The sequence below is a fragment of the Ruegeria sp. H3 genome (assembly GCF_056533095.1).
In genome coordinates this window covers 62,760-80,885 of record NZ_JBQFOD010000009.1, presented here as the reverse complement: position 1 = coordinate 80,885, position 18,126 = coordinate 62,760, and the positions used below count along the sequence as shown (strand labels likewise).

At 59.6% G+C, this 18,126-nt stretch carries 18 protein-coding genes; 5 read left to right on the top strand and 13 right to left on the bottom strand.

The genetic code is table 11. From position 1 onward, the window contains the following. Positions 1 to 34: 34 nt before the first annotated feature. Genes ACR0JE_RS12125 through ACR0JE_RS12110 form a run of 4 tightly spaced genes read right to left on the bottom strand, consistent with a single transcriptional unit; the run spans position 35 to position 4,171 of the window. Positions 35 to 2,080, bottom strand: a complete 2,046-nt coding sequence (locus ACR0JE_RS12125; protein ID WP_480864398.1) for a molybdopterin-binding protein — start codon at positions 2,078 to 2,080, stop codon at positions 35 to 37. 20 nt (positions 2,081 to 2,100) lie between these two features. Beyond that, a complete protein-coding gene (mobB, locus tag ACR0JE_RS12120) occupies positions 2,101 to 2,592 on the bottom strand; it encodes a molybdopterin-guanine dinucleotide biosynthesis protein B (protein ID WP_480864333.1) in 492 nt (163 codons plus the stop codon). Further along, complete coding sequence (mobA, locus tag ACR0JE_RS12115) at positions 2,589 to 3,236, bottom strand: molybdenum cofactor guanylyltransferase MobA (protein WP_480864332.1); 648 nt, start codon at positions 3,234 to 3,236, stop codon at positions 2,589 to 2,591. Before mobA ends, mobB begins: the two co-directional genes overlap by 4 nt. Next, positions 3,233 to 4,171: a formate dehydrogenase accessory sulfurtransferase FdhD gene (locus ACR0JE_RS12110; protein WP_480548489.1), complete on the bottom strand. Its 939-nt coding sequence runs from the start codon at positions 4,169 to 4,171 to the stop codon at positions 3,233 to 3,235. The genes mobA and ACR0JE_RS12110 overlap by 4 nt, the downstream gene beginning before the upstream one ends. Between ACR0JE_RS12110 and ACR0JE_RS12105 the strand changes: the two genes are divergently transcribed. Beyond that, positions 4,170 to 4,880, top strand: coding sequence for an AzlC family ABC transporter permease (locus ACR0JE_RS12105; RefSeq protein ID WP_480548488.1), 711 nt, complete (start codon positions 4,170 to 4,172; stop codon positions 4,878 to 4,880). The genes ACR0JE_RS12110 and ACR0JE_RS12105 overlap by 2 nt on opposite strands. Further along, the gene (locus ACR0JE_RS12100; protein WP_480548486.1) at positions 4,877 to 5,209 is read left to right on the top strand and encodes an AzlD domain-containing protein; all 333 of its coding nucleotides are present in this window, start codon (positions 4,877 to 4,879) and stop codon (positions 5,207 to 5,209) included. The genes ACR0JE_RS12105 and ACR0JE_RS12100 overlap by 4 nt, the downstream gene beginning before the upstream one ends. Here ACR0JE_RS12100 and ACR0JE_RS12095 read toward each other — a convergent pair. The 7 genes from ACR0JE_RS12095 to ACR0JE_RS12065 form a co-directional block, all read right to left on the bottom strand. Continuing rightward, positions 5,198 to 5,830 carry a hypothetical protein gene (locus ACR0JE_RS12095; RefSeq protein WP_170535739.1) on the bottom strand — a complete coding sequence of 211 codons (633 nt, stop codon included), beginning with the start codon at positions 5,828 to 5,830 and terminating at the stop codon, positions 5,198 to 5,200. The genes ACR0JE_RS12100 and ACR0JE_RS12095 overlap by 12 nt on opposite strands. 20 nt (positions 5,831 to 5,850) lie before the next feature. Continuing rightward, a complete protein-coding gene (locus tag ACR0JE_RS12090; protein ID WP_170535738.1) occupies positions 5,851 to 5,985 on the bottom strand; it encodes an aa3-type cytochrome c oxidase subunit IV in 135 nt (44 codons plus the stop codon). A 67-nt stretch (positions 5,986 to 6,052) separates the two neighbouring features. After that, complete coding sequence (locus tag ACR0JE_RS12085) at positions 6,053 to 6,613, bottom strand: hypothetical protein (protein WP_480864331.1); 561 nt, start codon at positions 6,611 to 6,613, stop codon at positions 6,053 to 6,055. Next, positions 6,600 to 8,438: a glycerophosphodiester phosphodiesterase family protein gene (locus ACR0JE_RS12080; RefSeq protein ID WP_480864330.1), complete on the bottom strand. Its 1,839-nt coding sequence runs from the start codon at positions 8,436 to 8,438 to the stop codon at positions 6,600 to 6,602. Before ACR0JE_RS12080 ends, ACR0JE_RS12085 begins: the two co-directional genes overlap by 14 nt. Before the next feature lie 56 nt (positions 8,439 to 8,494). After that, entirely contained in the window at positions 8,495 to 8,947 is a 453-nt protein-coding gene (locus ACR0JE_RS12075) for a DUF6173 family protein (protein ID WP_353013580.1), read from the bottom strand. Between the two features lie 3 nt (positions 8,948 to 8,950). Next, positions 8,951 to 9,976, bottom strand: coding sequence for an MBL fold metallo-hydrolase (locus ACR0JE_RS12070; protein ID WP_480548480.1), 1,026 nt, complete (start codon positions 9,974 to 9,976; stop codon positions 8,951 to 8,953). 19 nt (positions 9,977 to 9,995) lie between these two features. Further along, positions 9,996 to 11,699, bottom strand: coding sequence for an acyl-CoA dehydrogenase (locus tag ACR0JE_RS12065; RefSeq protein ID WP_480864329.1), 1,704 nt, complete (start codon positions 11,697 to 11,699; stop codon positions 9,996 to 9,998). A 139-nt stretch (positions 11,700 to 11,838) separates the two neighbouring features. Between ACR0JE_RS12065 and ACR0JE_RS12060 the strand changes: the two genes are divergently transcribed. Further along, positions 11,839 to 12,786: an L-threonylcarbamoyladenylate synthase gene (locus ACR0JE_RS12060; RefSeq protein WP_480864328.1), complete on the top strand. Its 948-nt coding sequence runs from the start codon at positions 11,839 to 11,841 to the stop codon at positions 12,784 to 12,786. On the opposite strand, the gene ACR0JE_RS12055 is transcribed toward ACR0JE_RS12060, so the two are convergent. After that, positions 12,787 to 13,341, bottom strand: coding sequence for a YqgE/AlgH family protein (locus ACR0JE_RS12055; protein ID WP_480864327.1), 555 nt, complete (start codon positions 13,339 to 13,341; stop codon positions 12,787 to 12,789). It abuts the gene before it with no gap. 145 nt (positions 13,342 to 13,486) lie between these two features. On the opposite strand from ACR0JE_RS12055, the gene ACR0JE_RS12050 reads away from it, so the two are divergent. Then, positions 13,487 to 14,299, top strand: a complete 813-nt coding sequence (locus ACR0JE_RS12050) for a protein-disulfide reductase DsbD domain-containing protein (protein ID WP_480864326.1) — start codon at positions 13,487 to 13,489, stop codon at positions 14,297 to 14,299. A gap of 4 nt (positions 14,300 to 14,303) precedes the next feature. Beyond that, on the top strand, positions 14,304 to 14,723 hold the full coding sequence (locus ACR0JE_RS12045) for an NUDIX hydrolase (RefSeq protein ID WP_480864325.1): 420 nt from the start codon (positions 14,304 to 14,306) through the stop codon (positions 14,721 to 14,723). Here the strand turns inward: ACR0JE_RS12045 and ACR0JE_RS12040 are convergent. Continuing rightward, positions 14,720 to 18,121, bottom strand: a complete 3,402-nt coding sequence (locus ACR0JE_RS12040) for an efflux RND transporter permease subunit (RefSeq protein ID WP_480864324.1) — start codon at positions 18,119 to 18,121, stop codon at positions 14,720 to 14,722. The genes ACR0JE_RS12045 and ACR0JE_RS12040 overlap by 4 nt on opposite strands. Positions 18,122 to 18,126 lie beyond the last annotated feature (5 nt).

The window sequence follows — 18,126 nt, the reverse complement described above, 5'->3', positions numbered from 1 at the left end:
TCATCTGCACTAAACCCTTTCGAGACGGTGACACTCATAGCCCGAAACTGCCGTATGGAATGAACCGTACCGGATCGCCCGGCTGAATATGCCGCGCACCGTCTTCGATTTCGACCAGCCCTTCGGCCCAACTAAGCCCGCTGATCCGACCAGACCCTTCCGAGTGAAACACTTCTGCCCTTCCATCGCGCACACGTGCGCGCAGATATTCACGGCGACCGGGTTTCTTGCGCTTCTCGAAGGCGGCAGGCACTTCAAACCCTTGTGGTTCAACCCATCCTCCGCCGGACATCAAGCACAGGGCAGGTCGTGCGAAGATCAGGGTACACACCATGGCGGCCACAGGATTGCCGGGCAGGCCAAAGACAGGCGTGCCCGACCACATGCCCAGCGCCAAAGGTCGCCCGGGTTTCAGCGCAATCCGCCATTCCTGCATGGCACCTGCGTCATGCAGAAGGGCCGACACATGATCCTCATCCCCTGCTGAGGCCCCTCCGCTAGTCAGGATAACATCCGCCTTTGCGGCGGCCTCATCCAGTCGTTGGCGAAGCGCGTCCCGGTTGTCCTCGACTCGGCCCATATCAACGGGCACAAATCCCATCCGTCCAATCAAAGACAGTAACATCGGACGATTGGCATCGAAGATTTGCCCCGCGCCTGCAACATCGCCCGGCTCGACTAGTTCATCCCCGGTCGACAAAACCGCCACGCGCAGGGCTTGGTGAACCGGCACCTCAGCAACACCGACAGCCGACAACAAGGCCATATCCGCGGGGGTCAGCTTTCGCCTGGCTGAAAGGGCTGTGTCACCCTCCACCAAATCCTCACCCGCGCGGCGCGTGTTTGCACCTTTTTTCAACGGCCCTCGGAACGCGATGTGACCATCCTTCCGCGTCACATCCTCTTCAAGGATCACCGTATCCACGCCTTTGGGCAAGGTCGCCCCGGTCAGGATGCGCAGCGCATGGCCGGGCGGGACCTGGCCATCAAATGGAATGCCTGCCGCTGCGCGACCTTCAGTCAAAGGCATCACCTGTGCACCATCTGCGGCAGGGCCTGCAAAGCCATAGCCATCAACGGCCGTGTTGGGTTGCGGCGGGTTCGAGCGTTTTGCCACCACGTCTTCGGCCAAAACCCGGCCCACGGATCGCGCCAACGGAACAGTTTCAATCCCGGTCACGGGATGTAACCGGCTCTGAAGCAAAGCCAAGGCCTCATCCACCGGCGTCCAGTTCACTCCCGCAGGCAAGGCAAAACAATCGTTTCGCAATCGCGGCGGCGCTATGTTCGGTCTGTCTTGAGGTACACCCAAAATCCACCCCTCCTCGGGGGCTGAAACATCCAACTGTTCTGTCAATTCCTGATCGCTAAGCCGGGACAAAGTCAAGGCGACCTGTTCCATCTGCCAGGCATCCTTGATCCGATCCGGCGGGGCGGACCCTAGATTGAGCGAGGGCCAGATCTCGACAAACGCGACCGGTTTGTCCAGCGGCTGAAACGGCCAGACGGCGACCTTTCCGTCGAAGGCATGCCGCAATCGGCTGAGCACCGGCAGGCCCATCATCACCTGCCCCCCGACAGACCCGGCCCCGGCCATTTGCCAACAGGTAAAGCTGCCCTTCGCCAACAATTCGACTGCACGGCGGTCGGGGAACGGGTTGTGATAGTCCTTTTTCGTGCGCGGCAACCCGTCGATATCGCGGCGCAGCGCATTCATCCAGAACGGGCCCTTGCCACCAAACCGGCTATTGATCAGCCCCGCCAGATCGAAGCGATTATTGGCGTTGGGTGAATCCTCGACTTGTGCCTCTAGCCAATCCCACAACGCCAACGGATCACCGTAGCCTGTCATGGCTTCGGCAAATCCTTGAGGGTAGCCAAACGGGAAATCGAACCCCAGAAACAGGCGTTGACCCGCGACCAGTTCGGTCTCGATCAGCTCACGCAGCCAGGTTTCCGCCACCACACGATTGCGCAGATAGTCAAGCGCCTGCACTTTGCCATCACGCACAACGCAAGCCCAGATCGCATCTTTGCGCGGGGTCGGCCCGGTATCGTTACCACCTGACCAGTCCACCATCGCAAAGCTGTCAAACAGGCTCACAAACCGACCTCGGCCAGAATGAAATCCGCAATCGCAACCGTATCATTCAGATCGAAAACAGGGCGATCCAGCGTCAGCGGCGTGTCACTGGCAACCGCACGGATCGTGGGGTCGCCCTTGGCGATCAATTGATTGCCCGGCTCGGCACGAAACGCTTCGACTTTGGGGTGAGGTTCGCGCTTATACCCCTCGATCAGCACCAGATCGACCGGTGACAGGCGGGCCAGCAAATCCTTAAGCGCCGGTTCCGGAGCACCCCGCAATTCCTGCATCAACGCCACCCGCTGCCCCGAGGCCAGCAGAACCTCACTGGCGCCCGCCATTCGGTGGCGATGGCTGTCACGCCCCGGCTGATCAACATCGAAAGAGTGATGCGCGTGTTTGACGGTCGAGACCGAGAAGCCCCGCCCGGTGATCTCGGCCACCAGCCGCTCCATCAACCCGGTTTTGCCCGCGTTTTTCCAGCCGGTGACGCCGTAGATCTTCATGCCTGTTCCAACAGCTTTTCGGCCAACGCCAGATCATCCGGCGTGTTGACGTTGAAAAAGGGATCAAAGGGATCAGCCGGGAATAGCGCCTCGCGACCGCCATGCTGGTCGGTCCACAGCACCACCTTGCGCAACCCGTCGTTCAGTGCTGCCCTCAGATCATCGCGCAAAGCGACGGGCCAGAGGCCAAAGGTCGGGTGCCGGTTGACCCGTCTGCTGCCGCCCGATTTCAACGCCTCATCGCCGGTGCGCGGAGTGGTCGCCAGAACCAGCGGATAGGTCTGACCTTCGGCTGCGGTAGTCAGGCGCGCGACAAGATCACGTGGCAGGAACGGCGTATCCGCGGCTGCCGTGACAATACTGTCCGCCCCTTGCTCTGCCGCCCAGTCGAGCCCTGCCAAAACACCCGCCAAAGGACCCGCGAACCCTTCGATTGTATCCGGTATGACGGGCAGGTTCATGTCGGCGAACCGTTCCGGATCACCATTTGCGTTCAGAGCCAGACCACTCACCTGTGGGGACAAACGGTCGATCACGTGGTTCAATAGGCTCTGCCCGCCAATCTGCAAGAGGCCCTTGTCGCCGCCTCCCATTCGGGTCGCAAGCCCGCCTGCGAGGATGATGCCGAGGGGTGTCTCGTTCATCCCGCACTCTTCCGTCTATGCTTCTTGTCCTCAACCGCCACACTCGCCGGATCAATGTCCCGCAGCAACCGATCCTCGCCCGACAAACATACAAACCGCTGACCCCGCATCCGGCCAATCAGGGTCAATCCAACCTCGCGTGCGATCTCGACGCCCCAAGCAGTGAACCCCGATCGCGAGGCCAAAACCGGGATGCCCATCATCGCCGTTTTGATTACCATCTCGGATGTCAGGCGGCCTGTGGTGTAGAGGATCTTGTCATCGGCGGCCTCACCTTCAGACAGCATCCAGCCTGCGATCTTGTCGACCGCGTTATGGCGGCCCACGTCTTCCATATAGACCAGCGGCCGGTTCTGGCGGCACAGGACCGTTCCGTGGATCGCGCCTGCCTCAAGGTACAAAGACGGTGTGCGATTGATCTTGGCAGCCAGATCATACAGCCACGAGGTGCGCACCGAGACCTGAGGCAGGCGCACATCCTCCAACCCGTCCATCATGTCACCAAAAACAGTGCCCACAGCGCAGCCGCTGGTGCGGGTCTTCTTCTTCAGCTTGTCCTCATAGGAAGTCTCACGCGCCGTGCGGACCACAACCGTTTCCAGATCATCATCATATTCGACACGTGTGATCTGATCATCAGGCAGCAACATCCCCTGATTGCGCAGAAAGCCCAGCGCCAGGTATTCTGGATAGTCGCCAATCGTCATCGCCGTCACGATTTCCTGTGAATTCAGAAAAATCGTCAGCGGGCGTTCTTCGACCACCGAGATCTGGCTGACCTCACCATTCTGATCCACACCTTCGACGGCACGGGTCAACCGGGGCGCACCCGGATCAGGTGCGATGATGTAGTCCGAGACGTTCGGTTTCGTGGCCAATTGCAACCCTCTCTCAAGATCGCTACTGCTGCTGCGATCACCATAGGATTTCGCCATGGCAGACGCCACATCCAAGTCATACTTCTGGAAGGGTTTTCGCGACGGGACGCCGTTCATATTTGTTGCCATTCCGTTTGGCACCCTGTTCGGCGTCTTTGCGACCGAGGCGGGTTTGAACGTTGTGCAGGTGGTCGCCTTTTCCGCCACGGTCTTCGCTGGCGCGGCGCAATTCACCGCGTTGCAGCTGATGCAGGAAAACGCACCAACGGTAATCGTGCTGGCCTCGGCATTGGCGGTGAACCTGCGGGTGGCGATGTATTCGGCGTCTCTGACACCGTTTCTGGGCGCGGCCCCGATGTGGCAGAGGGCTTTCGCGGCGTATCTAACGGTCGACCAATCCTATGCCTGCAGCATTGTGCAGTTCGAAAAAGAACCGAAGATGACGCTACCACAGAGGATGGCGTATTTCTTTGGTTCGGTCACACCGATCACGCCGCTTTGGATTTTGGCCACTTATCTGGGCGCCGTGCTAGGTGCGCGCATTCCAGAAAGCTGGGCGCTGGATTTTGCGCTTCCGATCACCTTTCTGGCCATGATCGGGCCGATGATGCGCACGCTTCCCCATGTGATCGCAGCCTTTGTCGCAATCATCGTCGCCCTCCTGACCGTCTCTGTCCCGTTCAACCTGGGCCTGTTGATCGCAGGAACGGCGGGAATGATCGCAGGTGCACAGTCCGAAGTGATGCTGGAGCGGAGGAAGACATGACCCAGATTGATCCTGTCACCATGTGGACTGTCATAATCGGGCTGGCGATTGGCAGTTTTGCCCTGCGCTTTACCTTTATCGGTCTGGTCGGAGACCGCCCGATGCCGCCATGGCTGCTGCGCCATCTGCGTTATACGGCTGTGGCGATCCTACCCGCGTTGATCGCGCCGCTGGTTGTCTGGCCCGCGGCCACCGAAGGCCAGCCCGATATTGCACGTATGGCGGCGGCAGCAATGGCACTGGGCGTCGGGGTGCTTACCAAAAACGTCCTCGCCGCGATCTTTTCGGGGGCTGCGACGCTTTATGGTTTGCTCTATCTACTCGGCTAGGGCCGCGTCCAACTGATTGAGACGCGCATTGTTCGCCGCCAGACCTTTTTGCAGATCGGCATCATCGTTTTCACGATAGTCTTCAGTCACCACACCGGGCAATTGACCAAATTGATCCGAGAGTTTCACAGGATAGAAGGTCACATCGATCTGCTCGAATCCGGGCACCTGTTGCAGCAATCGCGCTGTTGAGTTCGCACAGAACGCACCCGCGACCGGGCCGCTCTGTTTGGCCAACTGCAAGGCAATTTCCGCCTGCTGGGGTGAGACTTGAATGGTCTGAACACGCGCATAATGCGACTCGCGGGCATGCGAGCTGCGATAGGCCTGCTCGACTGCCGGGGTAATGCCATAGAGAACATCGTCCTTGACCGGCACGACATCGGCCCGGAAAGACCCCGCTGGATCAAAAATCACCCGTTCACTGCCACCGATCATCAGCGACGTATGCGCCCCGGACCCAGTGCGCGTGTTGATCATTGTATAGAGCGTCAGTGTTGACGGCCCCGGATCACGGTAAGACCGGGATACGATCTCTGACGGATCAGCTTGAGGGCGCTGCGAGCCTGCGCAGCCTGCAACGGTTGCTGCCAGTAGGCAGGCAATCAAAATCCGGAACACGGGGCAGCCCTCGCTACGCGTTACGCTGCGAAAACCGCCAGGAATAGGCAGAGGAAGGCGATCGCAATGACACACCAGGTTGTGGCTTTGATAAAGCCGTTGAAGGTTTTGGTTTGAACGGTGATGTCCATTTCGCCGTGCTTGTGGTCAGCCATGAGTCTCAGAATCCCAATTCGCGTGTTTTCATGTTGGATAATCGAAAAGGCAGGGGCTGTCACGACGTCATTCGCGCGCAGGGGTGCGATCTCCAAAAACAGAACACCCCGGGTACCCAAACCCCCAGCGCCACGGCAGCCCGCTGCAAGGTCCGCCGCCGAACCGAACGGCACCATACATTGCATCTGCCGTCAGCGCATGAACGTTGCGCACTTGATCCGGCGTCATGTCATAACGCTGGGCATAATCCTCGGCATGTGTGTCCCCATGATCCTTGACGCAGGCGCGCAGGGTCTGATCTGCAGACAGGCGCGCGTCGTAGCTGTCCTCGGGCAGCAAGGCTGCGCCCGCATTGTGATAGGCCCGGTCGTGGATCACGCAGCATTCCTCCCACGGGGGGTGGGCCTCAAATAGGTCGCCGATCTGCGGGAAAGTGTCTGCTACCCAGCGCCAACTGGTCGACAGGCCGCCTGAACAGCCATCTGTTTCAAACGGTGTCAAAGGCACAGTGCCCCGTTGCGCAATCAAAGCGCGGTGTGCAGGCATCTCTACGCTGCGTATCAAATCCTGAGCCGCCGCAGCGCCGGATAGGCAGATCAGCAACACCGCTACCTTACGGGCTTGCATCGCGCATCGCCTGGGTGTCGACCTGCATACCAAAGGTGGTGGCGAGCCACAGCAGAAGGCGTTCAGCCGGGCCCATCTCGGCCCGGATCCGTAGAACCTCTCGCGCCATTGCCGGGCGATCGGTGATCAACCCGTCAACGCCCATCGACGCCATGGCAGACATCTGCAGTGGATCGTTCACCGTCCAGACATAGATATCCTTGCCCGCGTCGTGCACGGAACGGATCAACCCCGGAGAGACCGACGCCGCATTCACGGCGACAAAATCGCCTTCAAGACCAGATAAATCCCCCACTGCCGTTGCGGCCAAAACACCCGCGCGCCAATCGGGACGTAAAGATTTCATCTTTTGTACTGCAGGATACTTCAGAGACATCGTTGCGATCTGATCCTGCATCTCGAACTCTTCGACCAGAGTGATCACCCGGTTTTCCAGATCGATGTCATGATCATAGTATTTCAGTTCGATGATAACCTTGGCTTTGCCCTTTGCGGCTTCTAGAACTTCGCGCAGCGTTGGGGTGCGCTGATCCGCATATTCGGGGCCGAACCAACTGCCGATGTCGATCTCTGCCACGTCTTCCATCGTGGCATCCCAGACCTTCAGATCGACCTGCGCCAGTTTCATGAAGTCACTGTCATGCGCAACAATCACCTCATTATCCGCGGTTTCCTGCACATCGATCTCAACCCAATCCGCGCCATCCTCGATCGCCTTTAGAACCGAGGACATCGTGTTTTCGGGCCGCAACGCTGCAGCACCACGATGACCGATCACCTCAGCCCGATCGGGCGCCTGTACCTGCTCCAGAAGGCGATGGCCAAACCAGCTGCCGACCAGCAGCGCAATCACCGAAAGGCCCACGGCGCCGATCAGAGACAGGCGGAGACGACGCGGTTCAGGATGCGGGATATCCGCGACCTGAGGTTCAAAGAACCCGTCCAACAGCAACGCAAGCGCGCCCAGAGCCGTTGCCGCCAGAACCAACCCCGACAATGACCAAAGCCCCGCGATCACAAGGCTATAGATCAATGCCATCCGAAGGTGATCGCTGCCTTGCAATGGAACCAGCGCAAACAGAAATCCGGCAATCGCCGCAATTGCCGCAGCGATCACAAGGCGCAGGCCGAGCCAGGCAACCAAAGACAACTTCAATCGTCCCTGACGGCCCTCCATCCGTATCGCGCTGACCCCAAACACATGCGCCGGGTGGACATTTTCGAACAGCACAAGATGCAGCGACAGCGCCCATGCCGACAATCTGCGGATCAGAACCCAAGCCATCACCAGTGCAAGCGCACCGATCAGCAGAACGGCAATCCAAAAGGCGGGCGGGTGGAAGGTCAGGTAGTAGTTGATGTCGTATTCCGTCAGCGCCCACCACGCGATCAGGCCTGAGATGGCCAGAAAGGGCAGTGCCAGAATCAGAACGCGCAGAATAAAACGCCAAGCAAACCCAAACAGGGCTGGCAGGCGCGACACCACCAGCCGGATGGCGGAACTGCCCGCCCGCCACGGGTTAGGTTCATCCATGCGTAGAGAGCCTGCCATGACGGCAAAGACGAAAACCTCAGCCATCAGAAACAGGCTCAGCACGACCAGGGCCGCGATGAACCCTGCGGGCGATAGGATGAAGGTGGCGATATCCTGATCCGTCAACGCCGACTGATCAGACAGAGAAACTGCCAGATTGATCGCTGCGGCGATAGCCGGCGCAATGAGTGCGATCAGCAGCAGGCGCACTGCAATGTAGATGGGAACAAAGGTCTGCCGCCGGGCCCAGGCACCAGAATAGGCCCGAACTATGACTGAGACATATGACACGTCGTGGCCTCCTGAATGATGGGATCATTCAAGGCCGCGTAGCCGTGAATTGCAAGTCAGCTTTCTTCCAGATCGGCGGCCAGCCGGAACCCGATACGATTGGCTGGTTTGTCTTCGACCGATTTCGGCAAGGCGCGCAACATCACATTCAGTTGGCTGACATGCTGCACCAGCTGGGTACGGCCACCGGCCCCGTCCGAGCCGTAGAAGGTGATGATATCAGGATCAAAATAGCCCATGCCTTCGATCCGCAGCACACCCGCGTCTCCGCCAGTGAAGCCCATCGCGACCTCATGATCGCCATCCAGTGTCTTTTCGAAGTTCTGGATGTATAGGATCAGTCGTTCATAAGCCCATTGCGCCGGGCTTTTGGTTTCAACCGGTTTCTGCAATGGTTCCGGCAAAGGCTTCGACCCAGACTCGGCTTCGGAATTGGCGTGCACCTCATAGCAGCGCGGCAGCGCCGCCGCTTCGGCTGCCTCGGCTGAGGTCTCGATCTCGTCCTGCATTCTTTACCCTTTGCGTTGGTAGACCCAGGCTCCGTCTGCGCGGCGCGTCCGGGTGACGGACCCAATGTGGTAAAGATGGTTCATATGTGCAACCGCTTCGACCAGCGCGAGGCCATATTCCCCCTCACGAATGGTCCGTTTGAACAGCGGTGCAAAGCAATCCGCCGCAGCTTTGGGTGTGTCCAGATCATCCAACAGGCGCTTTAGCGCACCATGATGGTTGTCGATCAGTTGACGCATACGCAGGGGCAAACCGGTAAAGGGCAGCTTATGCCCCCCCAGAACCAGATGATCGGCCCGCGCAAGCCCTTCCAGCCGTTCACACGCCTCTAACCAACCTGAGACTGGATCAGCTATGGGTTCGGTAGCATAGACACCCAGATTTGGACTGATCGAGCTGAGGATCTGATCGCCGCTTAGCACCAGATTGTCATCTCGGCTCCAGAGTGTGACATGTTCCGGCGCGTGGCCGTTGCCCATATGCACATCCCAATCGCGCCCACCTGCGCGCAGAACATCGCCCTGTTTCACCCGCGTGAACCCCAATGGCATCGGATATACCGTGTCGGCGAAGTTGAAGGGCCGGTCAGCCTTGCGCTTGTTCAGAACCTCGGCAGACATGCCCGCGCTTTGGTAGAAGTCCAGCGTTTCCTGGGGCCAGCTTTCCTGAACATCCAATGTCAGCATACGCGCAAACAACCAGGCGGTTCGGCTGGTCAGAAGTTCGGCGCCATGTTCAGACTGAAACCAACCCACATTCCCGACATGATCAGGATGATGATGGGTCGCCAGCACGCGGCGGACGGGTTTGCCCGCAAGCGGACCGGACATCAACTGCTGCCAGATCGCGCGTGTTTTCCCGGATGAAATCCCGGTATCCACAAAGGTCCAGCCATCCCCATCGTCCAGCGCATAGACATTGACGTGATCCAGCGCCATGGGCAGCGGCAAGCGCATCCACAAGACACCTTCGGCAATCTCAATCGCCTCACCCGGTGCGGGCGGTTCGGGCCAGGGATATTCGATCATCGACACCGCCATTCAGCTTTTAAGCCGCCAGATCATCTGCACTGAGCGCGAAAAGGTCCTCGGCCCCGTTTTGCGCCTGCGCCAAAAGACCGGAATACTGCGGCAGCAACCCGTTGATGTAGAACCGCGCCAGCTTGCCCCGCGCGCCTTCCGGATCGGCCAATGCCGCCTTGAGGTGGTAATGCCCGCCCAGAACGCGGGCAAAAGCACTCAGATAGGCATGCGCCCCGGCAAATCGGTTGTTCATATCCCCTTGGCTGACCATCCATTCGGTTGCTTCACGCAAGGACTCGGTTGCTTCCCAGACTGGACCGGCAAGATCAGGCAACGTGGCACGGGCCTGTTCGGCATGGTCTTCGATCTCATCCAACAGGCGCGAGGCGGCTTCGCCCCCATCCATCATCTTGCGGGCAACAAGGTCCATGGCCTGAATGCCATTCGTGCCTTCATATATCGCCGCCACGCGGACATCACGATAGTATTGAGCCGCCCCGGTTTCTTCGATCACGCCCATGCCACCATGCACCTGAACACTTGTTTCCGAGACGCGCATCCCGGTCTGTGATCCAAAGGCTTTGCAAATGGGGGTCAACAGCGCGGCACGCGCAGCCCAATCGGCATCCCCAGTGGCCTGCGCCATATCAATGGCCACCGCATTCGCCAGCATGATCGCACGCGCGGCAAAGGTGTCGGCGCGCATCTCTGCCAACATCCGGCGTACATCGGCATGATCTATGATGGTGCCCGAGGGCGTTTTGCCCTGTTTGCGATCCATCGCATAGGCCAGCGCGTGTTGATATGCAGCCTCGGCCACGCCCACGCCCTGACCGCCTACGCCCAAACGCGCGTTGTTCATCATTGTGAACATAGCCGCCATACCGCCATGCTCTTTGCCAACAAGCCAGCCGGTTGCACCGTCATACTGCATCACGCAGGTCGGTGAGCCGTGCAGGCCAAGCTTGTGTTCAAGCGAGACGACCTTCAGATCATTGGCAACGGCCGGATTGCCCTCGGCATCCGGAATGAACTTGGGCACCAGAAACAGCGATATCCCTTTGGTGCCGGGAACCCCATCCGGGAGACGCGCCAAAACCAAATGGCAGACATTCCCCGCAAAGTCGTTGTCACCCCATGAGATATAGATTTTCTGCCCCGTGATTGCGTAGGTGCCGTCCCCGTTGGGTTCAGCTTTCGAGGTCAACGCGCCAACATCAGACCCCGCCTGCGGTTCCGTAAGGTTCATTGTGCCAGACCATTCACCCGCCATCATCTTGGGCAGGTACAGCGCTTTGAGATCGTCACTGGCATGATGCTCCAACGCCTCGATCTGTCCCTGTGTCATCAGCGGGGCCAGTTGCAGCGACAGGCAGGCTGCGCTCATCATCTCGTTCACTGCGGTGGTGATGGTCATTGGCAGGCCCATGCCGCCATATTCCGGATCGCCACTGATGCCAATCCAACCGCCTTCGGCAATCGCGGTCCAGCCATCGGTATACCCGGGCGAGCTGCGCAGAACACCGTTTTCCAGACGTGCGGGCGTCAGGTCACCGGGCCGCTGAAGCGGGGCCAAAACCTCTTCGCACATCTTGCCCGCCTCAGACAGGATCGCGCTGACAACATCGGGGCTGGCATCCGCAAAGCGATCTGTCGCGGCGATCTGATCGAACCCCACAACGTTTTCGAACAGGAACTGATAATCTGAAAGCGGCGCGCGGTATGGCATTGTTTCCCTCAGGAGCTGTCTGATCGGCTGTTTGCAGGCGGGCTTGGATTTCCGACACTGCACCGGTATGCATCAAGGCTTGGAAGCATTACCTAACGTTCCCTATGTTCCGAGCAACCGAAACGCGGCGTCACCAGACATGATCCCAACGACTCTCGATCTGACAGCGGACCCAAGCGGCATCGCACGGGCCGCAGACCTTTTGCGGCAGGGCTTGCTGGTCGCCTTTGCGACCGAAACCGTCTATGGCCTTGGTGGCGACGCCCGGAACGGCGAGGCGGTCGCCGCGATCTATGAGGCCAAGGGACGACCCAGCTTTAACCCGCTGATCGCCCATGTCGCCTCGGTCGAGGCAGCCCGGCGATTTGTCGACTGGTCAGTCCATGCAGAAACGCTTGCCAATGCGTTCTGGCCCGGACCGCTGACACTGGTTCTGCCCTTGCGTGATGGTCACGGTATCTCTCCGCTGGTCACGGCAGGGTTGGAAACACTGGCTGTGCGCGTCCCCGCCCACCAAACCGCCCGGGACCTGCTGGCTGCCTTTGACGGCCCAGTGGCAGCCCCATCTGCCAATCCATCTGGCCAGATCAGCCCCACCACCGCTGATCATGTGCGCGCAGGGCTTGGCGGCCGGATTTCTGCCATTCTGGATGACGGCCCCTGTGGTGTCGGGCTGGAATCGACCATTGTTGGGCTGGCCGGGGAGCCCACCTTGTTGCGCCCCGGCGGTATCGCGCTTGAGGATATCGAAACCGCCCTCAACACACGCCTGCACCTGCACCAAGCCGGGGATAACCTGACCGCACCGGGACAACTGCAATCCCACTACGCCCCGGACGCCCCCGTCCGCCTGAACGCTTTGTCGAAGCAGGGCGAGGAGGTTTTGCTGGGCTTTGGTCCGGTCGAGTGCGACCTGAACCTTTCTGAGAGTGGAAACCTGATCGAAGCCGCCGCCAATTTGTTTGCCGCTTTGCACAGGTTGAATGAAACGGGCCGACCTATTGCTGTGTCCCCGATACCCGATCACGATCTGGGGTCTGCCATCAATGACCGCCTACGCCGTGCTGCGGCACCGCGCGACAGCTGACTACGCACGCCCGGCGCTGGCCGATAGGGTCAGCGGATCGACACCCAGCGTGGCCAGCGCGGCCTCCCACTTGTCGTCATCGGGGACATCGAACACCAGTTGCGGGCTCGCCTCAGCCGTCAGCCAGCCATTCATGGCGATCTCATCCTCCAGCTGACCGGGCCCCCAACCGGAATACCCCAACGTGACCATCGAGTTCAGCGGACCCCGGCCCGATGCCAGATCTTCGAGCACGTCAAGCGTTGCGGTCATGCTAAAATCATCCGAGATTTGCAGCGAGTGCAGATTGGCATCGTAGTCGGCGCTGTGCAGGACAAAGCCGCGCGACATCTCGACCGGGCCACCAAAATGCACTAGCCGTTCCCCCACCACCGGAATACGACAGGCTATGTTCAGTTGCCCTAACAAGGCTTTGATCCGCAGGTCTGAGGGTTTGTTCACGATCAAGCCCATCGCGCCGTCATCACCATGACTGCACATATAAACAACCGAATGGTCGAAACGCGGATCACCCATGCCGGGCATCGCAATCAACAGTTTTCCGGTCAGGTCCATGAGGCGGGGTCTCTTTCAAATGGCACCTCAACAATGGCCTCGCAGCGCAGGGATTGGCAAGATGGCACTGAGGTTTTTGGCAGATTTCAGTCCGGTGACCCGAACGTGACTTGGATTTCATCCGCATACCACGCATGTATAGGGCATGATCGCGTTCAAGAAACCCATAGCCGCCGCTGTTGCGACTTGCCTATGTGCCGTCTCGCCTGCCCCGGCGCAGCAGCTGGATGATGTCGTCCAACTGGACGTTCTGGATGGGGGTCGGACCACCAACGGCACCTATCTGGGGGCATTGCGCCTGACCTTGCAGGATGGCTGGAAAACCTATTGGCGCGCGCCGGGGGATGCGGGGATTCCGCCGCAATTTGACTGGACCGGGTCGCGCAATGTTGGCGATGTGTCGATCACATGGCCTGCCCCGGATGTGTTTGACCAAAATGGGCTGCAATCCATCGGGTACGAGGATCAATTGGTTTTGCCGGTCGAGATCACGCCGAAAAACCCTGCCAAGCCTGTTCGCCTGCGCGGCGAGATGGATTTGGGCGTCTGCAAGGATGTCTGCGTTCCCGAGCGGCTGGATTTCGACCACACGCTGAGCGCCAAGGCCGACCGCAACCCGGCCATTGCCGCAGCACTGGCTCAACGCCCGTTTTCCGCTGGCGAAGCCAATGTTTCAGCCGCACGATGCAGCCTGACACCTACGGCAGACGGCGTGCAGATCGAAGCGCGCGTGACCATGCCCTCGGCTGGCGGGCAGGAAATAGCAGTGATCGAACCGGGCAATCCGGTGCTTTGGGCCTCGCAGCCTGAAACAGTGCGTCAGGGCGGCACGCTGATTGCAACGGCGGAAGTTATCAACGCCTCGGGCGCGCCCTTCGCGCTGGATCGGTCCGAAATTCGGATCACGGTTCTGGGCGCAAACCACGCGGTCGATATTCAGGGCTGCAGCGCAGGCTGATCACATGAGCCAAACCCCAAAAATCGGTGCGCTGGCCGTTGTTCTGCATCAGGGTCAGGTCCTGCTGGTGCAACGCAGCAAACAGCCCGACCGTGGGCTTTGGGGCTTTCCGGGCGGCCATGTGGAATGGGGCGAAACCGTTCTGGAGGCGGCGCAGCGGGAGCTGTTCGAAGAAACCTCGGTCGCCGCGGAACCGCTGCACTATCTGGACAATCTGGATCTGCTGCGACGGGATGAGGCAGGAGAAGTCATCTCACACTACTTACTCGTCGGCGTGGCCTGCCGCTATCAGTCGGGCGAACCCAAAGCCGGCGATGACGCGCTGGACGCGCGCTGGTTTCCGTTTGAACAGATACGACAGGGTGATTTACAGATGAGCGCGCGCGTGCCCCAGCTTTTGGAACGGGCCCTGCGCGTGGGCTAAGTGCCGACCCGGCCTTTCAACCGCACATAAAGCAATCCCGACGCGGCAAAGCTGAGCGCCAGTATCGGGAGTGCTCCGGCCAAAAACGCACCCAGCCCCATATCCAAGACACCCGCGCCGCCCTCATCCGGGTAGAGCGCAGAGAGAATGCCCATCGGTGCACCAGCAACTGCAGGCCACACCATAGTCACTGCAAACCACAGCATCAGCACGACCCCGGTGGCCGCGACAGCGCCCTGCATCACCCGATCTGGTGCGCGCATGGCGCGGCGCATGGCAGTCATCGGACGGGAGACGTCATTCAGAATAGCCAGCAAGGCAGGAACCAGGACCAAAACCAGCAACATGCCGAAACCCAAGCCGTAGACCAGAGTGATAACGGTCGGCTTCAAAAATTGTGCTTGCTGAGAACCTTCATACAGCAACGGTGTCAGACCCAGCACTGTCGTCAGCGTCGTCAGCATCACCGGGCGCAACCGGTCAGCCGTGCCTTCGACAATCGATGGCACCAGACCGCGTTCCTGCTGATAGCCATCTATGGTTGTCACCAAAACGATTGAATCGTTAATAATAATCCCGGTCATGCCCAGCAGACCAACAACCGTGAACATGCTCAGCGGCACATCCCAAATATAATGCCCCCAGATCGCACCCACCAAGCCAAACGGGATAATGGCCATCACCACCAGAGGTCTGGACCAACTGGCAAAGACCCAGGCCAGCACCAGATAGATCCCGGTCAAACACAGGATCAGACCCGTGCGCGCCTCGGAGAGGAACTCGTTTTCCTGCTCGCTCAGCCCTGCCATGCGCCATTCGACCTGTCGTTCAGCAGCGATATTGGGCAGAATCTCTTCATTCAGCGCGCGTTCAATCTCTGCGGCGCGGGTCGGATCATCCTCGGAAATGTCGCCATTCACCGAGATCACCCGCAGCCCATTCTCGCGCCGCACAGTTGAGAAGCCGGATTTCCGCTCGACCGAGACAATATCGGCTAGCGGCACATACACCCCATCGGGTGTGCGCATCAGAGTGCGTTCCAGAAAGTCAGCCGTCAGCTCGCCCTCGGGCAGTTCCACCCTGATTTCAGCGCTGCGTGGCCCATCCGGGAAGGTCGCAGCCTCGATCCCGTTCAACCTGTTGCGCAATACGCGCCCCAGAGTTTCGATGCGGAAGCCCAAAGCCTGCCCCTGCGCGGTCAGATCCAGAATGTACTCTTCCTTGTCGTAGGCAAGATTGTCCTCAAGCGCCGAAACCTCGGGGTATTTCGACAGTTCAGTCTGAAGGTCCTCAGACGCAGCCTTGAGCGTGTTCACATCTGAACCGTAGAACTGCACATCAATGGCATCGCCACCGGGGCCGGACCGCCAGCCTCGGAAGCTGATCAGCTCGACCTTGGGATGGCGGGGCACGAAATCCTGAAGCTCGCCCACAAACTCAAAACTGGAATATGGGCGCAAGTCAGCATCAATCAGTTCGATCGAGATGCCGCCCAGCAGATCATCATCCTTGCCTTCGGCGGCGGACAGGCCAAACCCGGCGCTGCCGCCAACTTCGGCAAGAACATAGTCGATGGGATTGCGACCATGGCGTTCCTCGTAAATTGCGCCCAGTTCTTCGGCGGCTTGCTGCAACTGGCGCATCATCTCGAACGTATCGGAACGGGTCGCCCCTTCGGCCATGATAAAGTTGCCGGTAACCGAACCGCGCTCGGGCGCGTTAAAGAACCGCCAATTCACATCGCCCCGGATGAACAGGGCAATCTGGCTGGCCAGAATGACAACCATCAAGGCAACGACCACATAGCGTGCCCAGACCACCCAGGCGATGAAGGGCCGGAACAGGCGATCCCGCACCCAGCGGAACCCGCGGTTGACCACCCGGTTGGGCAGGTCGTACCAGTGCTCCTTCGCCGAATGGGCGATGGCATGGGCCATGTGGTTGGGCAGGATCAAGAAACACTCGATCAGAGAGGCCGCAAGTACAGCGATCACTGTGAATGGGATATCCCGGATCAGCTCTCCGAACCGACCACCGACAAGGGTCAGGCCGAAGAATGCGATCACGGTTGTCAAAGTCGCCGCGAAGACCGGCATGGCCATCCGCCGGGCGGCGCGTTCAGCCGCAACCATAGGTGGTTCGCCCAGACGACGGGCACGAAAATCAGCATGTTCGCCCACGACGATCGCGTCGTCCACCACAATGCCTAGGGTGATGATCAGGCCGAACAAAGAGACCATGTTGATCGACAGTCCGCCTAGGTACATCAGCGCAATGGCGGCTGACATCGCGACGGGAATGCCTGCGGCCACCCAGAAAGCAATCCGCGCATTGAGGAACAGAAAAAGCAGGCACACAACCAGCCCAAGTCCGACAAGGCCGTTGTCGATCAGAATGTCCAGACGGTCTGTAATCGACTGCGCCCGCGTCCGGATCAACTCGACCGTGACGCCTTCGGGCAGGCTGGCCTGCATCTCGGCCACCACGTCTTCGACCTGATGTTGAATGCCGATGGCATCGCCCAGATTAGAACGATCCACCCGGATGGACATGGCCGGATCTTCGCCCACGAAATAGCTTCGATTGCGGTCGACCCCTTCAACCCGGATCTGCGCGACATCACCCACGAACAGTTTGGAACCGTCTGCAAAATTGCGCAGCGCGATGCCTTCAATCTCTTCCGGGGTGCGCTTCTCCGAACCTGTTCGGATACGGGCATTGGCGCCCGTGACGTCCCCGGCGGGGCTGGCGTTAACCTCGGCCGCAATGGCCGAGGAAATGTCAGACAAGGCAATGTCGTTGGCGATCAATTGCGCCGTTGGAACCTCGACCACCACGCGCGGTGCAGCCAAACCTCGGATCGTGGTGCGTGTAACACCCGCAGCGAACAGCCTGTTGATCAGTTCATCGGTAAACTTTGCCAGCTGGTCAGGTGCCACCGGGCCGGTGATCACAACATCCGTTACACGATCGCGCCACGCCCCCCGCCGGATCGAGGGTTCTTCGGCGTCTTCAGGCAAGGTCGTGACACTATCAACGGCGGTCCGAACATCTTCGACGGCGCGGGACATATCCCAGTTGGCTTCGAACTCAAGCCGGATGTTCGCGGACCCTTCTCGTGAAGTAGCTGTGGTACTGGCTACACCCTCGACCGCCAGCAGTTCGGGCTCCAGCAGTTGAACGATACCGTTATCAACATCTTCGGGGCCTGCGCCCTCCCACTCGACGCTGACATCGACCCGTTCGAGAATGACATCGGGAAAGAACTGCGCGCGCATGTTCGGGATCGCTGCCGCCCCGAGAACGAGCATAACCAGTAACAGAAGATTGGCGACCGTCCGGTGTCGGGTGAAATAGCTTAGAATGCCGCCCGCCGCGCTTGGGATTTCGCGCATCATAGCGC